The organism is Curtobacterium sp. UNCCL17 (assembly GCF_000686685.1).
GTDB classification, from domain to species: Bacteria; Actinomycetota; Actinomycetes; order Actinomycetales; family Microbacteriaceae; genus Curtobacterium; species Curtobacterium flaccumfaciens.
Map to the genome: position 1 here is coordinate 380,577 of NZ_KK366000.1, position 19,095 is coordinate 399,671.

Consider the following 19,095-nt stretch of genomic DNA (forward strand, 5'->3'; position numbering starts at 1 on the left):
GTAGGTATACAGGGTGACCACCGTCTTCTGTCTCCACGCCCTCGGCGCGAGTTCCGAGGAGTTCGCGCTGCTGCGCGCCGAGCTCCTCGGCGACCTCGACCTGATCGGCATCGACCTGCCCGGCTTCGGTCGCAGCCCGGCGTCGTCCGGCACCACCGTCGAGGAGATGGCCGTCCTGGTGGAGCGCGCGATCGGGGCGAGCGGCTCGACGGAGTGGATGCTCCTCGGGCACTCGATGGGCGGCAAGGTCGCCACGGTGGTGGCCGACCGCACGATCTCCGGCGCGAACGGCCTGTTCGGGCTGCGGGCCGTGGTGCTCCTCGCCGCGTCCCCCCTCGCTCCCGAGCCGATGGACGACGACCGCCGTTGGACGATGCTCTCGTGGGCTGCCGGTGGCCCGATCGGCACCGAGGACGCCGAGGAGTTCGTCGCCGCCAACACCGCAGCACCCCTGGCGCCCGCGCGGCACAGTGCGGCGGTGCAGGACGTCGAGCGGACCGACCCCGCGGCCTGGATGGACTGGCTGTCCCGCGGCAGCCGCGAGGACTGGTCGGACGCCGCACCGAACCCGGTGCCCGCCCTGGTGCTCGCCGGTGCCGAGGACGGCGACCTGGATGCCGACGCCCAGCGTCGCCTGACCCTGCCGCACTGGCCGAACAGCGAGCTCCACGTCGTCGACGGCGCCGCCCACCTGCTGCCCTGGGAACAGCCCGAGGCCGTGGCCGAGCGCATCCGCGACTTCTGGCAGCGCCGGGTCGCGGGGTCGCCGGTCGTCCCCGTGGAGCACGCCCGCGTGATCGCCTCGCCGCGGGTCAGCGCCCGGACCCGAGGCCTGCTGGCCGAGCGCGCCCTGCCTGACGACCCGGCGGCCGCGCCCCACGCGCTGACGCCGACGCAGTTGGGCACGCTGCGTGCCGTCGCGCGGATCGTCGTCCCGCAGCCCGGCACCGACCAGGTCGACCTGGCACTGCGGGTCGACGCGCAGCTGGCCGCGGGGCTCGGCGACGGCTGGCGGCCGGACGGCCTGCCGGTGGACGCCGAGGCCTACCGCGCAGCGCTCGACGTCCTCGCCGCGCCCGCCCGCGACGGTGTGCTCGACCAGGCCCTCGAGTCCGTGGCTGCCGGGCGGTACCGCGCCGACGGCGATCTCGACGCCGAGCAGCTGCGCGCGTGGTTCGAGGACGCCAGCGTCGACCTCGTGAAGCACTGGCTCGCACACCCCGCCACCATGGCCGCCATCGACTTCGACGGCTACGCGAACGGTGGCGACGGCGTCCGCAAGCAGGGCTTCCAGCTGCTCGCGGCGGGCCAGCGCGAGGCCTGGGAACCCGAGGCCCCCGCCGACCCCGGAATCGCCACCGCCACCGCGATGGACACCGCACCGACGACCGGAGCTGCACGATGAGACTCGACGGACAACGCACGTACGGCACGGACGACGTCGTCGACGTTGTCGTGGTCGGCACCGGGGCCGGGGGAGCACCGCTCCTCGCCTCGCTGGCCCGCCGTGGCCTGACGGTCGTCGCGCTCGAAGCCGGCCGCAACACCGAGCCGGGCGACCACGTGCCGGACGAGGTCGCCGCCCCCGGTGACATCAACTGGATGGACGAGCGGCTGAGCGGCGGCGGAGCCCCCACCGCCTTCGGCCCCAACAACAGCGGCACGGGCGTCGGTGGCTCGACGCTGCACTGGGGCGCGTTCACCCCGCGGCCGAGCGAGCACGACCTGCGGCTGCGGACCGAGAGCGGCGCGGGACAGGACTGGCCGATCAGCCACGCCGAGCTCACCGGCTGGATCGAGCAGGTCGAGCACGACGTCGGTGTCGCCGGCCCCGAGCACTACCCGTGGGACCCGTCCCGTCGCTACCGGATGCGCCCGCCGGCCCGAAACGCCTCGTCGGACATGATGATGCGCGGCACCGCGGCGGTCGGGATCACCGCCACCGATGCCCCGGTAGGCCTGACCACCGAGGACCGGCACCAGGAGCACCACGGGCTGCGCCAGGCCTGCGTGTCCTGCGGCTCCTGCCACCAGGGCTGCCGCAACGGCTCGAAGGTCTCGATGGACACCACCTACCTGCCGGCCGCCGTGGCGTTCGGTGCCGAGATCCGTCCGGAGTCCTTCGTGCACGGCATCGAGCTCGACGCGGCGGGACGGGTCGAGGCCGTCCTGTACACCGCCGACGGGCGTGAGCACCGCCAGCGCTGCCGGACCCTCGTCCTCGCCGCGGGCGGTGTCGAGACGCCGCGGCTGCTGCTGCACACCGGTGTCGCGAACGGCAGCGGACAGGTCGGCCGGAACTTCACCGCGCACGGAGCCACCCAGGTGTGGGCGCGGTTCGACGAGTCGATGCGCTCGTACCGCGGGTACCCGTCGTCGATCATCACCGAGGACTTCGTCCGACCGGCGGACGCCGACTTCGCGGGCGGCTACCTCATCCAGAGCCTGGGCGTGCAGCCGCAGACCTTCGCGACCTCGCTGGTCCGGGGTGGCGGACTCCGCGGTGCCGAGCTCGTCCGGGCGCTGCAGGACTACCCGTTCTCGGCCGGCGTCGGCATCAACGCCGAGTGCCTGCCGTACGACGACAACCGGCTCGAGCTGACCGACGAACTCGACGAGCACGGTGTCCCGCGTGCCCGGGTCTCCTTCACCCCGGGCTCGAACGAAGAGGCGATCCGCCGCCACGCGGTCCGCACGATGACGACCATCGTCGAGGCAGCCGGTGGCCAGGACGTCCGGGTACTCGAACGCACGGCGCACACCATCGGCACCGCGCGGATGGGCACGGACCGCGAGACCTCCGTCGTCGACCAGGACGGCCGCTCGTGGGACGTCCCGAACCTGTGGATCGCCGACAACTCGGTGTTCCCGAGCGCGGTCATCGCGAACCCGGCGCTGACGATCATGGCGCTCTCGCTCCGCACAGCCGACCGCATGCTGCAGGCCGCCTGAGCAGGCGCCCCGGCGGCTGAGCAGGCGCCCTGCCTGCTCGGTCGTGCGTCAGCCCCGCAGCGCGAGCGCCTCGCTCGTCCACCGGGCGTGCAGGTCCCACGGGTCGTCGACCCCGGCGGCGACGGTGTCCACGTGGGCCAGGAGTTCCGGCGTCACCCGGAACCACTCGGTACCCGGGTACCGGCTGGCGGCGAACGTGGCGTGCCGTCGGCGTTCGAGGGTCCGGTCACCGCGCTCGAACGCGAGCAGGTCCTGGTGCGGGATCGCCGCGAGCCGTTGCCGGGGGTTCATCGTCGTGCCGATCTTGATGCGGTCGCCGAAGTCGTCGCGCATCCGCAGGTAGTAGACGACGTCGACCCGAGGGGGAGCGAGGTCGCCGTCCGGCACCTCGCCCCAGCGCCACTCGCACCGGGCGCACACCATCCCCGAGGGGTAGCGCACCCCGATCCGCGAACCGCACGCCGGGCACGGGCCGGGCAGCGTGTCCTCGATGCCGGGGTGTTCGGCCGCGAGGTCGGCGACGAACGCGACGTGCGCACCGCACAGGGGGACGCCCGCGAGACCGTCCGTGAGTACGCCCGCGCAACCCGGCACGCAGCACGACGAGGTGACCATGCGCGGAACGCTAGCCCGACCCACCGACGCGCCCCGGGCCTCCCGGCCGCTGCGCGCACTGGGCGTGCCTGGCGTACCTGGTCGAACCGGGCGTACCCGGTCGAACCGGGCGTACCTGGTGCGTTCTTCGGACCAGGTACGGCCGATCCCACCAGCCATCGCGCCCGTTCTGGGAAGGATCGGGCGTACCTGCGGGAACCGCGCGCCCCGGCCGCCGGGCGTACCGACCGAGAACGGGCGTACCGCCCAAGAACGAGCGTGCCGCCCGAGAACGGGCGTACCTGGTCCGTTCTTCCGACCAGGTACGCCCGTTCCCACCAGCCATCGCGCCCGCCATGGGAAGGAACGGGCACGCAGGCCGCCGTCAGTCGGTGAAGATCACCCCGACGGGCTCGCGCTTCTCCTCCTGGAACTCGTCCTCACCGCGACCGAGCGCCCAGTACGCCGACAACGACATCTCGCGCTTCTCCAGCCCCCAGTCGTCCTGCAGCAAGCGACGGATCGCCTTCATCGCGGTCCGCTCGCCGTGCGCGAAGACCTGGACCGGCCGGGAGGCACGCGGCAGCCCGCGGGCCGTCTCCAGCAGGAGCGTGCCCGGCTGGGCGCCGGTGGCGTCCCGGTGCAGCCACCGCAGGTCGACCCCCGCCGGGTGCCGGAGGTCCTGCTCGTCAGCGGGCCCGGCCACCTCGACCAAGGCGACCCCGGTGGCGGAGTCGGGCATCGACTCGAGTGCTGCGCCGATCGCGGGCAGGGCGCTGTCGTCACCGAGCAGCACGTGCGTGACCGCCGGGTCCGTGGTGGGCGCGTAGCCACCACCGGGCCCGGACAGGGCGAGCCGATCGCCCGGCTGCGCGGACGCTGCCCAGGGACCGGCGAGGCCCTCGTCGCCGTGCACGACGAAGTCGATCGCGATGGTCCGCGTGGTGTGGTCGACCGCACGCACCGTGTACGTGCGGCGGGCGGGGCGGTCGTGCTTCGGCAGGTTCTCGCGCAGGGCCTCGAGGTCGTACGGCGGCACGAGTCCGAGCGACGGCTTGGCGAGCAGGAGCTTGACGTACTTGTCGGTCGAGCCGAGTCGGTCGGGGTCGGCCTGGGCGACGAAGTCCTCGAAGGCCGAGCCGCCCAGGTGCACGCGCACCATGTGGGGCGAGAGCCGTTCGGTGCGGTCGACGACGAAGACGTGCTGGGGGCGTTTGGGTTTCGAGCTCATCGTGGGGGGAGCTTCCTCTCGCGGGTTCGGCGCCACCTGGGTGATCCCCGCTTGACGCGCGCATCACTAAGGTTAGCCTTACCTCATGGACTCGACCGTAATCCCGTTCTCCGAGCTGCTGCGGCGTCGCACGCGGCGCTCGCACGGTGCCTCGGCCACGAGCGGCTTCATGCAGGACCTGCTCGGCGGCGACTGCGACGTCGCCGACTACGCGGACCTGCTCGGACAGTACGCCTTCGTGTACGACGCGCTCGAGCGGGCGGCGGAACGCATGGCCGACCACCCCGTGGCGGCGCCGTTCGTCACCGCGCAGCTCACCCGGATGCCGGCGATCCGTGCCGACCTCGAGTACCTGATCGGCCCGGACTGGACCGAGCTGGTGTGCCCGCTGCCCGCGACGACCGCGTACGTGCGACGCCTCAACGAGGTCGCGGCCGAGTGGCCCGGCGGCTTCGTGGCACACCACTACACGCGGTACCTCGGCGACGTGTCCGGCGGGCACGTGATCGGACAGGTGCTGGCCGAGCGGTTCGGGTTCGACACGAACGGTGTCCTCTTCTACATCTTCGACCAGGTCGCCGACCCGAGCGACTTCGAGCACACCTACCGGGCCCAGCTCGACGCCGCGCCCTGGACGGCCGACGAGCAGGAGCGGGTGATCGCCGAGGTCGAGCTCGCCTACGAGCTGAACCGTGGGCTGCTCGCCGGCCTCGATGCCCGCCGTGCGCCGTTCCGTCAGGAGCCGGGTAGCGCCTCCGTGCCCGCCTGACCCGCGGCGGCAGTACCCAGGCCCAGCCCGCCCGAACCCGCCTGCCCGCGCAGCGGCTTCGCACTCCCGCCCGGCCCCGCGTCCGTCCGGACGGTCGACGTCATGCGTCCCCGGGTGCCGATACGCTGCTGGGACCCGGGACCAGCCTCCCGGACGACCCGGAAAGGACTCCATGACGGCGATCGACGGATCTGCACGCCACGAGCGCGCGCGGGACGACGTCAGCGGTGCGGTCGACAGTGACCTGCGCGCCGACGTGCGGTACCTCGGCAACCTCCTCGGCCGGGTGCTGCGGGAGAACGGGGGCGACGAACTGCTCCACGACGTGGAGTCGTTGCGCGCCGCCGTGATCGACGCCTACGAGGGCGACCACGCCGAGGGTGCAGCGCGTGCCCAGGCGATCGTCTCCGGCATGTCGGCCGAACGCGCCGAGGCCGTGGCACAGGCGTTCACCACCTACTTCCACCTCACCAACCTGGCCGAGGAGCACCACCGCGTGCGGGTCCTCCGGCAGCGTGGTGACGACGGCGGCGTGGCCGGCGACTCGTTCCCCGCCACCTACGCCGAGCTCGTCGCCGAGGTCGGCGAGGCCGAGGCCGCCGAGCGCCTCCGCACCCTGCGGTTCCACCCGGTGCTGACGGCCCACCCGACCGAGGCCCGCCGCCGCGCGGTCACCACGGGTGTCCGCCGCATCACGGACCTCATCGACGAGCGCGACCGCGCCCGCAACGCGACGGCTCGCGCCGAGAACGAGCGCCGCCTGCTCGAGGAGATCACGACCCTCCTGCGCACCTCCCCGCTCCGCACCACCCGGCCGACCCCGCTCGACGAGGTCCGCACCGCGATGAGCGTGTTCGACCAGACCTTGTTCGAGATCGTCCCGCAGGTCTACCGCCTGCTCGACGACCGGCTGCAGGGCGACGACGCCGGCCGCGCTCCCGTGATCGCGCCCGCGTTCGTGCGGTTCGGCACCTGGATCGGCGGCGACCGCGACGGCAACCCGCACGTGACGGCCGACGTCACCCGCCAGGCCGCCGAGATCGCGGCGGAGCACATCCTGCTCGGCCTCGCCCGCGCGACCACCCGCATCGGCAGCGCCCTGACCCTCGACGCGAGCGACACCCCCGCCGACGCCGGCCTCACCGCCCTCGTCGCCGCGCAGGAGTCCCTCGACCCGGGCATCGCCGAGCGCATCGGCGTCCGCGCACCGAACGAGACCCACCGTCGTGCGCTCCTGTTCGTCGCCGCGCGCATCGACGCCACCCGGACCGGCACCACGCCGCTGGCCTACGACGGCCCCGAGGCGCTGCTGGCGGACCTCCGCACCATCCAGGCGTCGCTCGTCGCCGCCGGTGCGATCCGCCCGGCGAACGGCGAGCTGCAGAACCTGATCTGGCAGGTCGAGACCTTCGGGTTCCACCTGGCCGAGCTCGAGGTCCGCCAGCACTCGCAGGTGCACCGCACCGCCCTGGCCGAGATCCGCGCCGGTGGCGAACTGAGCGAGACCACCGAAGAGGTCCTCGCCGTGTTCCGCACGATCGCCGGGCTGCAGTCCCGCTACGGCGTCCGCGCGGCGAACCGGTACATCGTGTCCTTCACGCAGTCCCCGGCGGACCTGGCGAACGTGCACGAACTCGCGGTCGCCGCGCTCGGGTCCGCCGAGGCCGCGCCGGTGATCGACGTCATCCCGCTGTTCGAGACCTTCGCCGACCTGCACGCCAGCGTCGACATCCTCGACGAGGCCGTCCGCACCGAGGCGTTCCAGCGACGCCTCGCCGCGACCGGCCGTCGGCTCGAGGTCATGCTCGGCTACTCGGACTCGTCGAAGGACGTCGGCCCGGTGTCCGCGAACCTGGCGCTGTACGACGCCCAGGCCCGCATCGCCGACTGGGCCCGCGACAACGACATCGAGCTGACCCTGTTCCACGGCCGGGGCGGTTCGCTCGGCCGCGGTGGCGGTCCCGCCAACGAGGCCGTCCTCGCGCAGCCGCCGGGGTCGATCGACGGTCGCCTGAAGCTCACCGAGCAGGGTGAGGTCATCTTCGCCCAGTACGGCGACCAGGACATCGCCGCCCGCCACCTCGAGCAGATGGCCTCGGCGACGCTGTTCGCGTCGTCGCCGTCGAACGAGGCGCGCACCGCGGCCGCGGCCGCCCGGTTCGCCGACCTTGCCCAGCAGCTCGACGACGTCTCGCGCGTGGCCTTCTACGACCTGGTCAAGGCCGACGGCTTCGCGCCCTGGTTCGCCCGGGTCACTCCGATGGAGGAGATCGGCCTGCTGCCCCTCGGCTCCCGCCCGGCCCGTCGTGGCCTGTCGGTGGAGTCGCTGGAGGACCTCCGCGCCATCCCGTGGGTGTTCTCGTGGACGCAGGCGCGCATCAACCTCGCCGGCTGGTACGGGCTCGGCTCCGCGCTCGAGGCCGTCGGCGACGTCGACGTGCTCCGCGCCGCGTACGCCGAGTGGCCGCTCTTCGCCGCGATGATCAAGAACGTCGAGATGTCGCTCGCGAAGACCGACGAGCACATCGCCCGCCGGTACCTCGAGCTCGCCGACCGCGACGACCTCGCCGCGAAGGTGCTCGACGAGATGGTCCGCACCCGCGACTGGGTGCTCCGCGTCTCCGGCGGCAGCGACGTGCTCGAGGACCGGCCCGTCCTGGCCCGCGCCGTGCGCCTCCGCAGCCCGTACGTCGACGCGCTGTCGCACCTGCAGCTCCGTGCGCTGCGCGCCATCCGCACGTCCGGCAGCACGGACCCGACGGACGCCGACCACCGGCTCCTGCTGCTCACCGTCAACGGGATCGCGGCCGGCCTGCAGAACACGGGCTGACGCCCCCGACCGACGGACGGGAGGCCCGGTGCCAGCTGGCACCGGGCCTCCCGTCCGTCCGCGCGCACGTCCCGAGCCGCTCCGCCCAGTGGTCACGAAGCGTCGGTTGCGCCTCGCGCCGTCGGTCGGCCCGAGTGGTCAGGACTCGTCGGGTGGCCCCGGCCGAGTGGTCACGAAGCGTCGGCTGCGCCGTCGCCGGGCGACTGAACGCGACCGCTCGGCGGACGTGAGCGGGGTGTCGTGACCGCTCGCGCTTCGCGCGGTCGGTCGGCCCGAGAGGTCAGGACACGTCGGGTTGCCCCGGCCGAGTGGTCACGAAGCGTCGGCTGCGCCGTCGCCGGGCGACGGAACGCGACCGCTCGGCGGAGCTGAGCGGGGTGTCGTGACCGCGCGCGCTTCGCGCCGCCGCTCCGCCCGAGTGGTCAGGACACGTCGGGTGGCGCCCGCCGAGCGGTCACGAAGCGTCGGCTGCGCCATCGCCGGGCGACCGAACGCGACCACTCGGCGGACGTGAGCGGGGTGTCGTGACCGCGCGCGCTTCGCGCCGCCGCTCCGCCCGAGTGGTCAGGACACGTCGGGTGGCACCGGCCGAGTGGTCACGAAGCGTCGGCTGCGTCATCGCCGGGCGACGGAACGCGACCACTCGGCGGACGTGAGCGGGGTGTCCTGACCGCTCGCGGCACCGGACGGGAGGCCCGTGGCGGCCCGCACCGGGCCTCCCGTCCGTCCGCACGCACGTCGCAGGCCCGGCGCTTCGTGAGCAGCAACGGTCGCGTCCGGCACCTCGACCCGACCGTTGCTGCTCACGAAGTGCCTGTCGAATCGATTCGGGGACGCGTAGCGTGTCCGAGGTGACGACGGAGCGCAGCCTGGGACCGACGACGACCGTGCTGCCCCCGATCGTGCCGCTGGCGCTCATCGTCGGGGTCTCGCCGTTCGCGACGGACATGTACATCCCCGCACTCCCGGCCATCGCGCGTGACCTCGACACCACGCCGGGCGCCGTGCAGCTGTCGCTCACGGCGTTCCTCGTGGCCTTCGCGGTCGGCCAGCTGCTCGTCGGACCGGTGAGTGACGGGATCGGTCGTCGGCCGATGCTCGTCGTCGGGACCGCCCTGTTCGCCCTGGCGTCGGTCGGCTGCGCGCTCGCGCCCGACGTCGTGACGCTGGTGGTGGCCCGCGTCGCCCAGGGACTCGCCGGTGCCGCGGGCGCCGTGGCCGGTCGGGCGATGGTGTCCGACGTGACGAGCGGCACCCGGATGGCGAAGGTCTTCGGCACACTCGCGGCCATCAATGCGATCGGCCCCGTGGTGGCCCCGCTGGCCGGGGGAGCGGTGCTCACGGTCGGCACGTGGCGGCTCATGTTCGTCGTGCTGGCCGTGCTCGGTGCCGTGTTCTTCGTGGCCGTGGTGCTGCGGTTCCGCGAGACCCTGCCGCCGGAGCGTCGCGGTGGCGTCGGGTTCGCGGCCAACGGACGTCGCATCCGCGAGCTCCTGGCGATCCCGCGGTTCCGGGCCTACGTGCTGAGCGGGGTGCTGTCGACGGTGGGGTTCTTCGCGTACATCGCGACGAGCTCGTTCGTGTTCCAGTCGGAGTTCGGGTTCTCCGAGGGGCTGTACACGCTCGTCTTCGCCACGAACGCGTCGATGATGATCGTCACGACGCTGCTGTTCGGTCGGCTCGTCGGACGGTTCACCGAAGACGCCCTGCTGACCCTGGGCCTGGTCGTCGGGACGGTCGGGGCCACGGCCGTGCTCGTGTCGGCGCTCCTCGGACTCGGACCCGTGCCGGTGTGGTGCGCCCTCGCGGTCGTGACGGCCGCGTGGGGGTTCGTCCTGCCGGCGGCGATGACCCGCACCCAGCACGTCGGCGCGGCACACCCGGGCACCGCGGCCGCCCTGCAGGGCGGGCTGACCTTCGGCATCGGCGGTCTCGGCACCCCGCTCGCCGGCGCGCTCGGCGGCACGGCACTGGCGATGGGCGGGGTGATGGCAGCGCTGATGGCCGCGGCCGTGGTGGTCCAGGTGACGGCGACGCGGCGAAACCGGTCCCACAAGTGACGGTCTGAGCCGGTAGGTTGCTGGTTGCAAGGCGCACCGATCTGAGGAGACCCACCGAGATGGACATCGTCGTACACGAGGCGGAGACCGACACCGCCGTCCTGGAGTGCAGCGGCCGGCTCAACATGGTCTCCGCGCCCACGTTCCGCGAGACCGTCGCCCAGATCGTCGGCAACGGGCGTTCGCGGCTCGTGGTCGAGCTCTCCGGGGTCGAGTTCATGGACTCCTCCGGCCTCGGCGCCCTGGTCGGCAGCCTCAAGACCGCGCGGCAGGCCGGCGGCGACCTCCGCATCGCGGCACCGTCGGAACAGGTCCAGATGGTGCTCAAGCTCTCGAACATCGACAAGATCCTGCGGACGTACCCCGACGGGGACGCCGCGGTGACCGACTGGTGATGACCGCCCCCGTCGCCGAGCACATGCTCGCACTGGCGTGCCCTCCGGACGACGTGTCCGCCGTGCACGACTTCCTCGCGGGCGTGTGGCAGCACGAGCCGTCCGTCGCCGCCGAAGACCGGATGGCCCTCGAGCTCGCCCTGGTCGAACTTACCTCGAACGTCATCGAGCACGGCGCCCGGCCGGACGGCGTCTCGTGCGAGCTCCGGCTCGAGATCGGCGACGAGCGCTTCCAGGCGCTGCTGTCCGACGACGGGGTCGCAGCGACGGTGGATCCCGACGCCGCCGTGCTGCCCGACGACTTCGCCGAGGGTGGTCGCGGGCTCGCCCTCGTCCGGATGGTCGTCGACGACCTGCGGTACGAACGCGTGGCCGATCGGAACCGCTGGACGGTGCTGCGCTCCCGGCACTGAGCGGGAGCACGGCCGTCACGCATCGACGGAGCCGCACCGGTCGTCCGCCCAGCGCACTCCGTGGGCCGTAAACCGCAATGACGGATCGCCGATTGTCGCGTTTCCCGGACACCGTGTCACGATTCGCGCGATGACTGTCGAGCCTGATCCCCGGATCCGGTTCGAGACGTCCGGCGCCGGACTCGACGCGGCCGTGCAACTGTACGAAGAGGCCTACGAGAGCACGGGGTTCTCGGCGTCCCGGACCGATCGTCCGTTCGCGTACCGGTTCCAGGTCGTGGGCGACGGATCGATGACGTTCCGCTCCACCCGGTTCGACGGTCGGATGCAGGGCGAGGTCGAGGTCCCAGACGAGTACGTCGTGATGTGGACCTCGGACGGCGGTGGCCGAGTCGACGTCGGTCGCCAGGAGGTCGACTTCGCACCGGGGACGCCACGGGTGTTCCCGACGCGGCGCCCCTTCGTGTTCGACCTGCAGGAAGTCCGCCAGAGCCTCGTGCAGTTCGACCGCACGTACCTGGAGGGCGTCGCCGCCGAGGTGCACGGCACCCGGCCCGGCCCCCTGGTGTTCGACCACACCGCGGCGCCCCGGCCGGAGGACCTCCGCGCCTGGAACGCCCGGGTGCAACGAGCCGCAGCGATCGTGCTCGGCCCGGCACCACTCACCGCGCTGGCCCTCGCCGAGACCGTTCGTGAGACCGCGCTGGCGTTCCTCGACACGTTCCCGCACGAGTCCATCGCCCCGGATGTCGCGCTGCCACAGGGAGCCACGGGTCGCGTCCGCGAGGCCGTGGAGTTCATGCACGCCTTCGCCCACACACCCGTGACCACCACCGACGTCGCCCAGCACGTCGGCCTGAGCGTCCGGGGGCTGCAGCAGGCGTTCCAGCGGCAGGTCGGAACGGCCCCGAACGCGTTGCTGCGGGGGATCCGCCTGGACCGCGTGCACGAGGAACTCCGGCGTGCGTCGGCGGGCGACCTGACGGTGGCGAGCGTGGCGTTGCGCTGGGGCTTCGCGCACCTCGGCCGGTTCTCGGCGGCGTACGCGTCGCGCTTCGGGCAGTACCCGCGCGACACGCTGCAGCAGCCCCGGGGCGCTGTCCTGCAGCCCTGACGCGCGTCACACTCCGGATCGGGGCCTCGCCGGTTCGCTACGCTGCCCGGGTGAGCAGACCGCGACCGTGGGTGATCGTCCCCGGCATCTGGAACTCTGGCCCGGACCACTGGCAGTCCGTCTGGGAGCGGGAGCAGCAGGACGAGCACGACCAGCACGACCAGCACGACCACCACGACCACCACTCCCAGCGCGCCGCCGTCCGCATCGCCCCCACCTCGTGGAGCGACCCGGAGCCCGACGACTGGCGCGACGCGATCTCCGCGGCCGTGGCCTCGTGCACGGAACCCCCGGTCCTCATCGCCCACAGCCTCGGCGTCCTGGCCGTCGCCGACTGGCTCGCCACCACGGGGGACGCTCCCGCGCTCGTCGCCGGTGCCTTCCTCGTCGCCCCGCCCGACCCGCTCGGCGCCGCGTTCCCGGCCGAGGCCTCGGGCTTCGTGACACCGCGCCCGGTGCCCGCGGCCCAGCAGGTCCCGACGCGCCTCGTCGTGAGCGACGACGACCCGTACTGCAGCGCCGACCGGGGCGTCGTGTTCGCCGACGTCATGGGCGCGGACGTCGTCCGTGTCGGTCCCCTCGGGCACGTGAACGTCGCCAGTGGTGTCGGTGCCTGGTCGGCTGGACGGGAACTGCTGCGGGCGTTCGAGGACGGCCTCCGCCCACCCCGGTGACCACCGGGCGCGACACGCCGCTCAATTCCGCTCCGATATGGCAGGCGGTGCAGCGACACTCCGCGGATGTCCCGCATTTCGGCCCGCGCGATATTTATCCTTCGAGCATGGAGACCCAGTCCGGCGCACGCACCCCGCTCGTGGACCCGTTCGGCCGCGAGCTCGAGGAGTGGCTCCGCGACGCACCGGCGACCCGCGCGCCGTACGTGCCGGACCTCGTCGTCCCGCCCGTCACCGGCCCCGTGCAGCGCCCCGGACACGCCGCGATCAGCACCTCGACCGCCGACGAAGCGACCGTCGACCCGACGACCGCCCCGGCGCACGTCGCCACCCCGGCCCCGGCTGACGAGACGACCCCGGCGGACGAGACCACCCCGTCGGCACCTCCCGCGTTCCGCCGCGACCGCGCCCGCCACGCCGCGGTCTGCGCCCCGTCGTTCCCGGAGCCGCCGGAGCGTCTGGCCCTGCGCATCGAGGACCTCGCGGTCAAGGTCTCGTCGTCCACCGGCCGCAGCAGCATCGAGCGCATCGTCCTGCTCGAGGACGAGGTCCGCCGCCGTGACGAGGACCTCGCTCGCCTCGCCGCGTGGGAGGCCACCGTCGCCGGCTCGGAGGACCCCGAGGTGACGGCCGCCCGCGCCTTCGCCCACACCGTCTTCGCCGACCTGCTGACCGATGCCGCCGCCGAGGCGGACCGCCGCGACCGCGCCGCAGCCCGCCGCGCAGCGACCGCTCCCGTGGCGCCCGTCACCCGGGCGGCCCCCGTGCCGACCCGCGCAGTACGGACCGTCCCCGCAGCGGAGCAGGCACCCGCACCGGAAGCCGCACCGGTGGTGGAACTCGTCACCCCGGAACGCGACGAACCCGTCCGACCGGTGCTGGGCCTCCCGGCCGTGTCCCCGGTGTCTGCGGCCACACGACCCACCCCGCTCGTCCTGCCCGCCACCGGGCCGACGGTCATCGACCGTGCGGCCTTCGCCGCCGCGCTCACCGCGCACCAGGGCGTCACCGCCAGCACGCCGGTCGTCCTGCCGGACGCCGTCGCCGCACCCGTGGTCCCGGCCCCCGTCGCGCAGGCGGCGGAAGCCGACACCGCCACGGCGGCAGCGCCGGCCCCGGCCGGCTGGTGGTCGCGACTCGTTGACCGGCTGCTCGGCCTGCTCGGTCGTCGCTGACGGCTCGCAGCCACGACGCCGTCGGCTGCACTGCCGTCGGCTGCACTGCCTGGAGGCCCGGATCACCCCACACGGACCGGCTGCCCCGTGCGGGGCGGTCGCCTCGGTACACTGACGGGATGCCGACGCTCCGCGAACTCCAGGCCGTGATCGAGGACCTGTGGCCCGCCGCCGGTGCCGAGTCGTGGGACTCCGTCGGGCTCGTCGCGGGAGATCCCGCCGCCACCGTCGAGCACGTGCACCTCGCCGTCGACGCGGTGCCGGCCACCGCCCGTGAAGCCGTCGAACTCGGTGCCGGGCTCCTGCTCACGCACCACCCGCTGCTGCTCCGCGGGGTGACGACGATCGCCGAGTCGACCTACAAGGGCAGCGTCCTCGCGACCCTCGTGCGTGGCGGCAGCGCCCTGCTCGCGGCGCACACCAACGCCGACGTCGTGACGACCGGCACCTCGGCCGTCCTCGCCGACCGACTCGGTCTCACCGAGCAGCGACCGCTCGACGCCGGCGCCGACCCCGACACGGGCATCGGCCGAGTCGGGGTGCTGCCCGCGGGGACGACCCTCGGCGCCCTCGCCCGGAAGCTCGTCGACCTGCTGCCGCCCACGGCCACCGGGGTCCGCGTCTCCGGTGACTTCGACCAGCCCGTCCGCACCGTGGCGCTCTGCGCGGGTGCGGGCGACTCGCTGCTCGGCCACCCCGCCGTGCTCGACGCCGACGTCTACATCACGAGCGACCTGCGGCACCACCCGGCCTCGGAGTTCCGCGAGCAGGCGCTGCTCGGCGGCGGGCCGGCGCTCATCGACACCTCGCACTGGGCCACCGAGTGGCTCTGGCTCGACGTCGCCGCCGAGCAGCTGCGCACCCGGGCCGGGGTCCGCGTCACAGTGAGCGACCTCCGCACCGACCCGTGGGACTTCGCCGTCCTGCCGGCCGCCGAACCCACCACCCCCACAGAAGGAGCCTGACCATGAAGGCAGCACCCGAGGACCAGGTCATCCTCCTCGACGTCCAGCGTCTCGACAACGACGTCACCCGCATCGCGCACCGCATCACGTCGTTGCAGAAGGGCGACCAGCTGACCGAGCTGAGCAAGCAGGCCGCGGCGCTCCGGAGCGAACTCGTCGCCGCCACCGGCGAGGTCGAGGACGCCGAGCGCGACCTCGCCCGCCTGGAGTCCGACACCGCTGTGGCACAGGCCCGTGTCGAACGCGACACCACGATGCTGCAGAACGTCGCGAACGCGAAGGACGCCGCCGGACTGCAGAGCGAGCTCGACTCGCTGCAGCGGCGCATCGGCGGCCTCGAGACCGCCGAGCTCGAGATCATGGAGAACCTCGACGGGCTCCGCGCCCGGGTCGGCGACATCGAGGCGAAGCTCGCCGACGTCGAGGCCGCCCGCGGTGGTCTGGTCGCCGAGCGCGACGCGGAGATCGCCCGGCTCACGGCCGACCGCGAGTCCGCCGAGCAGGCCCGCGCCGACGTCGCTGCCAAGGTGCCGGCCGAGCTGCTCGCCCTGTACGACCGGCAGCGTGCGCGCTACGGCTTCGGCGCCTCGCTGCTGCAGGGTGGCGTGTCGACGGCTTCGGGCGTGGCACTCAACAACTCCGACCTGCAGACCATCCGCCGGGCAGCGCCCGACGACGTGGTGCTGTGCCCCGACAGCGACGCGATCCTGGTACGGACGGCCGAGTCCGGGCTGTAATCGCGAGCGACGACGGACAGGAGGCGCGGTGCCGGCTGGCACCGCGCCTCCTGTCCGTCGTGGGCTGGTCGCAACGCGTCGGGTGCGTGCCGCCGAGAGGTCACGAACCGTCGGCTGCGGCCGCGCCAACCGACAGTTGGTGACCACTCGGCGGACCTGGGCGGGGAGTCGTGACCGCGCGCGCCACCTGACGGGAGGCCCGTGACGGCGCGGCACCGCGCCTCCTGTCCGTCGTGGGCTGGTCGCAACGCGTCGGGGCGTGCCGCCGAGTGGTCACGAACCGTCGGCTGCGGTCCCGCCGGCCGACGGTTGGTGACCGCTCGGCGGACCTGAGCGGGGAGTCGTGACCGCGCGCGGCGCGCGCGCCGTCTGACGGGAGGCCCGTGGCGGCGCAGCACTGCGCCTCCGGCCCGTCGTGGGCTGGTCGCAACGCGTCGGGTGCGTGCCGCCGAGGGGTCACGAACTGTCGGCTGCGGCCGTGCCGGCCGACGGTTGGTGACCACTCGGCGGACCCGAGCGGGGAGTCGTGACCGCGCGCGCCGCGCGCCGCGCGCCGCGCGCCGCGCGCACGGGCCAACACGGGCCAACGCGGCACGGAGAAGGGGGCGAATGGGCCGGCCGTACGCCGGGTTCTGTCCCGCCACTTGCGCGGCGGTGACGGCCATCTCTCTCGGACCGACGTTGCCGTCGGCCTCCAGCGGTCTACCCGAGGACTCGGCGAGCAGCCTCAACGTCCTCTGTCTGACCTTGCTCCGGGCGAGGTTTACCGAGCGGATCCGGTCACCCGGACCCCTGGTGGTCTCTTACACCACCGTTTCACCCTTACCGACGTCTCCGCCGGCGGTCTGCTTTCTGTGGCACTGTCTCGCGGATTGCTCCGGGTGGGTGTTACCCACCGCCCTGCTCTGTGGAGCCCGGACGTTCCTCGGCGCTCCCGGGGGAGCGACGCGACCGTCTCACCGACCCATTCGCTGGAGCGAGTCTACCCGGCTCCGCGGTGCCCGATGCGAGGGGAGCCGCACCCACACGCGTACCTGATGAGAACGGGCGTACCTGGTCGGGAGTTCCGACCAGGTACGCCCGATTCGACCAGGTACTCCCGCGACCAGGTACTCCCGCGACCAGGGACAGCCGCGACCAGGCACGCCCGCAACGAGGACTAGACGCTGCGCGCCGCCAGGGTCGCGGCGCCGATGATGCCGGCGTTGTTGCGGAGCGTCGCGGGGATGATGTCGGCCTGCAGGTCGAGCAGCGGGAGGAACTCCTCGTACTGCTTCGAGACCCCGCCGCCGACGACGAAGAGCTCGGGGGAGAGCAGGGCCTCGAGGGTCGAGTAGTACTTCTGCAGGCGCTTCGCCCAGTGCTTCCACGACAGGTCGTCGCGCTCCTTGGCGGCGAACGAGGCGCGCGACTCGGCGTCGTGCCCCTCGATCTCCAGGTGCCCGAGCTCCGAGTTGACGATGAGCACGCCGTCGTTGATGAGCGCGGTGCCGATGCCGGTGCCGAGCGTCGTCACGATGACCAGGCCGTCCTTGCCCTTGGCCGCGCCGAACTGCTGCTCGGCGAACCCGGCGGCGTCGGCGTCGTTGACGAAGTGGATGGAGCGGCCGAGTTCCTTCTCGAACAGTGCCTCGGCTTCGAAGCCGATCCACTTCTTCGACACGTTCGCGGCGGACATCGTCTTGCCGTCCCGCACGATCGCCGGGAAGCAGACACCGACGGGGACGTCGTCACCGGGGGCGAGCTCGCCGATGATCTCCTTGACCACCGCCGTGATGTCCTGGGGCTTCCCGCCCTCGGGCGTGGCCTTCTTGATGCGGTCCGTGGTGAGGGCGCCGGACGCGACGTCGACGATCGCGCCCTTGATGCCCGTACCACCGATGTCGACGCCGACTGCGAGGGAGGTCATGAGGTTGTCGTGCCTTTCGGTTGCCTGCCGGAGGTGTCCGGTCAGGAGACGGTGAGGAGCTCCGCGCCGCGTTCGGTGACGACGAGGGTGTGCTCGAACTGCGCGGTCCACGACTTGTCACGGGTCGAGACCGTCCAGTCGTCGGACCAGATGTCGGCCTCGATGCCGCCGAGCGTGAGCATGGGTTCGATGGTGAACACCATGCCGGGTTCGATCACCGTGTCGTACTGCGGTGCGTCGTAGTGGGGGATGATCAGGCCGGAGTGGAACGCCCGACCGACGCCGTGTCCGGTGTAGTCGCGGACGACGCCGTAGCCGAAGCGCTTCGCGTATGCCTCGATGGCACGACCGATCACGTTGACCTGCCGGCCCGGGGCGACGGCCCTGATGCCGCGACGCAGTGCCTCTTCGGTGCGGGTGACCAGGTCCGACACCTCGGGCGCTGCCTGTCCGACGACGAACGTGCGGTTCGTGTCACCGTGCATGCCGTCCTTGTAGGCGGTGATGTCGATGTTGACGAGGTCGCCCTCCTGCAGGACGGTGTCGTCGGGGATGCCGTGGCAGATGACCTCGTTGAGGCTCGAGCAGAGCGACTTCGGGTAGCCGCGGTACCCGAGCGTGGAGGGGTAGGCGCCGTGTGCGACGACGAACTCGTGCCCGATCCGGTCCAGCTCGTCGGTGGTCACACCGGGGCGGATGGCCTCACCGACGGCGTCGATGGCCTGCGACGCGATGCGTCCGGCGACGCGGATGCGCTCGACCTCGTCCGGTGTGTAGGTGTCACCGAGACCGTGCTCGTGGGGCTCGACCTTCCCGACGTACTCCGGACGCTCGATGTCCTTCGGGACGGCGCGGTGCGGGGAGATGCGGCCGGCGGTCAGGTGTCCGTGTTCGTCCCGGGGCATGCGGACCACTCTAGCCGCGGCGCGACGCGCCGAACGCAACCGCCACGAGGTGCGGCCCGACGGGGTGAACGTGACTGCCTGGAGGCCCGGTGCCGGTCCGCCGGACCGGCACCGGGCCTCCAGACGGTTGCGTGGGTACGGTGGGCGGCATGAGCGAAGACCGCATCGAGTCCCAGTGGTGGTTCAACGACAAGACCGGCCAGGTCGAGCAGGGCCCGCAGTCCCCGCAGCGTGACCGGATCGGTCCGTTCGCGACGCGAGAAGAGGCGCAGCACGCGCTCGACCGCATCGCCGCGAACAACGAGAAGTGGGACGCCGAGGACCGCTGAGCACCGCGGCCGGCACCCCGCCGGCGCCCTGGTGACGGCGCGT

At 72.9% G+C, this 19,095-nt stretch carries 17 protein-coding genes and 1 other RNA gene; 13 read left to right on the forward strand and 5 right to left on the reverse strand.

Features of this window, described 5'->3' with window-relative positions:
• Window positions 1-13 precede the first annotated feature (13 nt).
• Together BR70_RS19930 and BR70_RS0106705 are read left to right on the forward strand one after the other, a co-directional pair.
• On the forward strand, window positions 14-1,405 hold the full coding sequence (locus BR70_RS19930; protein WP_051596708.1) for an alpha/beta fold hydrolase: 1,392 nt from the start codon (window positions 14-16) through the stop codon (window positions 1,403-1,405).
• A complete protein-coding gene (locus tag BR70_RS0106705) occupies window positions 1,402-2,952 on the forward strand; it encodes a GMC family oxidoreductase (RefSeq protein WP_027465434.1) in 1,551 nt (516 codons plus the stop codon). Before BR70_RS19930 ends, BR70_RS0106705 begins: the two co-directional genes overlap by 4 nt.
• 48 nt (window positions 2,953-3,000) lie before the next feature.
• Here the strand turns inward: BR70_RS0106705 and BR70_RS0106710 are convergent, their stop codons facing one another.
• Together BR70_RS0106710 and BR70_RS0106715 are read right to left on the reverse strand one after the other, a co-directional pair.
• The gene (locus BR70_RS0106710) at window positions 3,001-3,567 is read right to left on the reverse strand and encodes a GIY-YIG nuclease family protein (RefSeq protein ID WP_027465435.1); all 567 of its coding nucleotides are present in this window, start codon (window positions 3,565-3,567) and stop codon (window positions 3,001-3,003) included.
• A gap of 364 nt (window positions 3,568-3,931) precedes the next feature.
• A complete protein-coding gene (locus BR70_RS0106715) occupies window positions 3,932-4,777 on the reverse strand; it encodes a siderophore-interacting protein (protein WP_027465436.1) in 846 nt (281 codons plus the stop codon).
• An 85-nt stretch (window positions 4,778-4,862) separates the two neighbouring features.
• Here BR70_RS0106715 and BR70_RS0106720 point away from each other — a divergent pair, with 85 nt between their 5' ends.
• From BR70_RS0106720 to BR70_RS0106770, 10 genes are all read left to right on the forward strand, one after another.
• Complete coding sequence (locus BR70_RS0106720; protein WP_027465437.1) at window positions 4,863-5,546, forward strand: biliverdin-producing heme oxygenase; 684 nt, start codon at window positions 4,863-4,865, stop codon at window positions 5,544-5,546.
• A gap of 172 nt (window positions 5,547-5,718) precedes the next feature.
• Window positions 5,719-8,376 carry a phosphoenolpyruvate carboxylase gene (locus tag BR70_RS0106725; protein ID WP_027465438.1) on the forward strand — a complete coding sequence of 886 codons (2,658 nt, stop codon included), beginning with the start codon at window positions 5,719-5,721 and terminating at the stop codon, window positions 8,374-8,376.
• Window positions 8,377-9,227: 851 nt separating this feature from the next.
• Window positions 9,228-10,436: a multidrug effflux MFS transporter gene (locus BR70_RS0106735; RefSeq protein ID WP_231495660.1), complete on the forward strand. Its 1,209-nt coding sequence runs from the start codon at window positions 9,228-9,230 to the stop codon at window positions 10,434-10,436.
• A gap of 59 nt (window positions 10,437-10,495) precedes the next feature.
• Window positions 10,496-10,831 carry an STAS domain-containing protein gene (locus BR70_RS0106740; protein WP_017886068.1) on the forward strand — a complete coding sequence of 112 codons (336 nt, stop codon included), beginning with the start codon at window positions 10,496-10,498 and terminating at the stop codon, window positions 10,829-10,831.
• The gene (locus tag BR70_RS0106745; protein WP_035808261.1) at window positions 10,831-11,244 is read left to right on the forward strand and encodes an ATP-binding protein; all 414 of its coding nucleotides are present in this window, start codon (window positions 10,831-10,833) and stop codon (window positions 11,242-11,244) included. The genes BR70_RS0106740 and BR70_RS0106745 overlap by 1 nt, the downstream gene beginning before the upstream one ends.
• Window positions 11,245-11,374: 130 nt before the next feature.
• The gene (locus tag BR70_RS19935) at window positions 11,375-12,358 is read left to right on the forward strand and encodes a helix-turn-helix transcriptional regulator (RefSeq protein ID WP_051596709.1); all 984 of its coding nucleotides are present in this window, start codon (window positions 11,375-11,377) and stop codon (window positions 12,356-12,358) included.
• A gap of 50 nt (window positions 12,359-12,408) precedes the next feature.
• Window positions 12,409-13,032 (forward strand): RBBP9/YdeN family alpha/beta hydrolase, encoded by a 624-nt coding sequence (locus BR70_RS0106755; RefSeq protein ID WP_027465442.1) that lies wholly within the window; start codon window positions 12,409-12,411, stop codon window positions 13,030-13,032.
• 107 nt (window positions 13,033-13,139) lie between these two features.
• Window positions 13,140-14,207: a hypothetical protein gene (locus BR70_RS0106760; protein WP_027465443.1), complete on the forward strand. Its 1,068-nt coding sequence runs from the start codon at window positions 13,140-13,142 to the stop codon at window positions 14,205-14,207.
• Between the two features lie 119 nt (window positions 14,208-14,326).
• Window positions 14,327-15,172 (forward strand): Nif3-like dinuclear metal center hexameric protein, encoded by an 846-nt coding sequence (locus BR70_RS0106765; protein ID WP_027465444.1) that lies wholly within the window; start codon window positions 14,327-14,329, stop codon window positions 15,170-15,172.
• Between the two features lie 2 nt (window positions 15,173-15,174).
• Window positions 15,175-15,909, forward strand: coding sequence for a zinc ribbon domain-containing protein (locus BR70_RS0106770; protein ID WP_027465445.1), 735 nt, complete (start codon window positions 15,175-15,177; stop codon window positions 15,907-15,909).
• Window positions 15,910-16,515: 606 nt separating this feature from the next.
• Here the strand turns inward: BR70_RS0106770 and rnpB are convergent.
• From rnpB to map, 3 genes are all read right to left on the reverse strand, one after another.
• An RNA gene (gene rnpB, locus BR70_RS22315) (RNase P RNA component class A) lies at window positions 16,516-16,876 on the reverse strand.
• Window positions 16,877-17,068: 192 nt separating this feature from the next.
• Complete coding sequence (gene ppgK, locus BR70_RS0106775) at window positions 17,069-17,818, reverse strand: polyphosphate--glucose phosphotransferase (RefSeq protein WP_027465446.1); 750 nt, start codon at window positions 17,816-17,818, stop codon at window positions 17,069-17,071.
• A 41-nt stretch (window positions 17,819-17,859) separates the two neighbouring features.
• Window positions 17,860-18,723 carry a type I methionyl aminopeptidase gene (gene map, locus BR70_RS0106780; RefSeq protein WP_027465447.1) on the reverse strand — a complete coding sequence of 288 codons (864 nt, stop codon included), beginning with the start codon at window positions 18,721-18,723 and terminating at the stop codon, window positions 17,860-17,862.
• Window positions 18,724-18,872: 149 nt separating this feature from the next.
• On the opposite strand from map, the gene BR70_RS0106785 reads away from it, so the two are divergent.
• Window positions 18,873-19,052: an SPOR domain-containing protein gene (locus BR70_RS0106785; protein WP_027465448.1), complete on the forward strand. Its 180-nt coding sequence runs from the start codon at window positions 18,873-18,875 to the stop codon at window positions 19,050-19,052.
• Window positions 19,053-19,095: the final 43 nt, after the last annotated feature.

Coding starts and splice junctions, on each gene's coding strand:
- map (WP_027465447.1), bottom strand. CDS start 18,723: ATGCCCCGGGACGAACACGGACACCTGACCGCCGGCCGCATCTCCCCG.
- BR70_RS0106740 (WP_017886068.1), top strand. CDS start 10,496: ATGGACATCGTCGTACACGAGGCGGAGACCGACACCGCCGTCCTGGAG.
- BR70_RS0106705 (WP_027465434.1), top strand. CDS start 1,402: ATGAGACTCGACGGACAACGCACGTACGGCACGGACGACGTCGTCGAC.
- BR70_RS19935 (WP_051596709.1), top strand. CDS start 11,375: ATGACTGTCGAGCCTGATCCCCGGATCCGGTTCGAGACGTCCGGCGCC.
- BR70_RS0106720 (WP_027465437.1), top strand. CDS start 4,863: ATGGACTCGACCGTAATCCCGTTCTCCGAGCTGCTGCGGCGTCGCACG.
- BR70_RS0106710 (WP_027465435.1), bottom strand. CDS start 3,567: ATGGTCACCTCGTCGTGCTGCGTGCCGGGTTGCGCGGGCGTACTCACG.
- BR70_RS0106785 (WP_027465448.1), top strand. CDS start 18,873: ATGAGCGAAGACCGCATCGAGTCCCAGTGGTGGTTCAACGACAAGACC.
- ppgK (WP_027465446.1), bottom strand. CDS start 17,818: ATGACCTCCCTCGCAGTCGGCGTCGACATCGGTGGTACGGGCATCAAG.
- BR70_RS0106725 (WP_027465438.1), top strand. CDS start 5,719: ATGACGGCGATCGACGGATCTGCACGCCACGAGCGCGCGCGGGACGAC.
- BR70_RS0106770 (WP_027465445.1), top strand. CDS start 15,175: ATGAAGGCAGCACCCGAGGACCAGGTCATCCTCCTCGACGTCCAGCGT.
- BR70_RS0106745 (WP_035808261.1), top strand. CDS start 10,831: ATGACCGCCCCCGTCGCCGAGCACATGCTCGCACTGGCGTGCCCTCCG.
- BR70_RS0106760 (WP_027465443.1), top strand. CDS start 13,140: ATGGAGACCCAGTCCGGCGCACGCACCCCGCTCGTGGACCCGTTCGGC.
- BR70_RS0106715 (WP_027465436.1), bottom strand. CDS start 4,777: ATGAGCTCGAAACCCAAACGCCCCCAGCACGTCTTCGTCGTCGACCGC.
- BR70_RS0106765 (WP_027465444.1), top strand. CDS start 14,327: ATGCCGACGCTCCGCGAACTCCAGGCCGTGATCGAGGACCTGTGGCCC.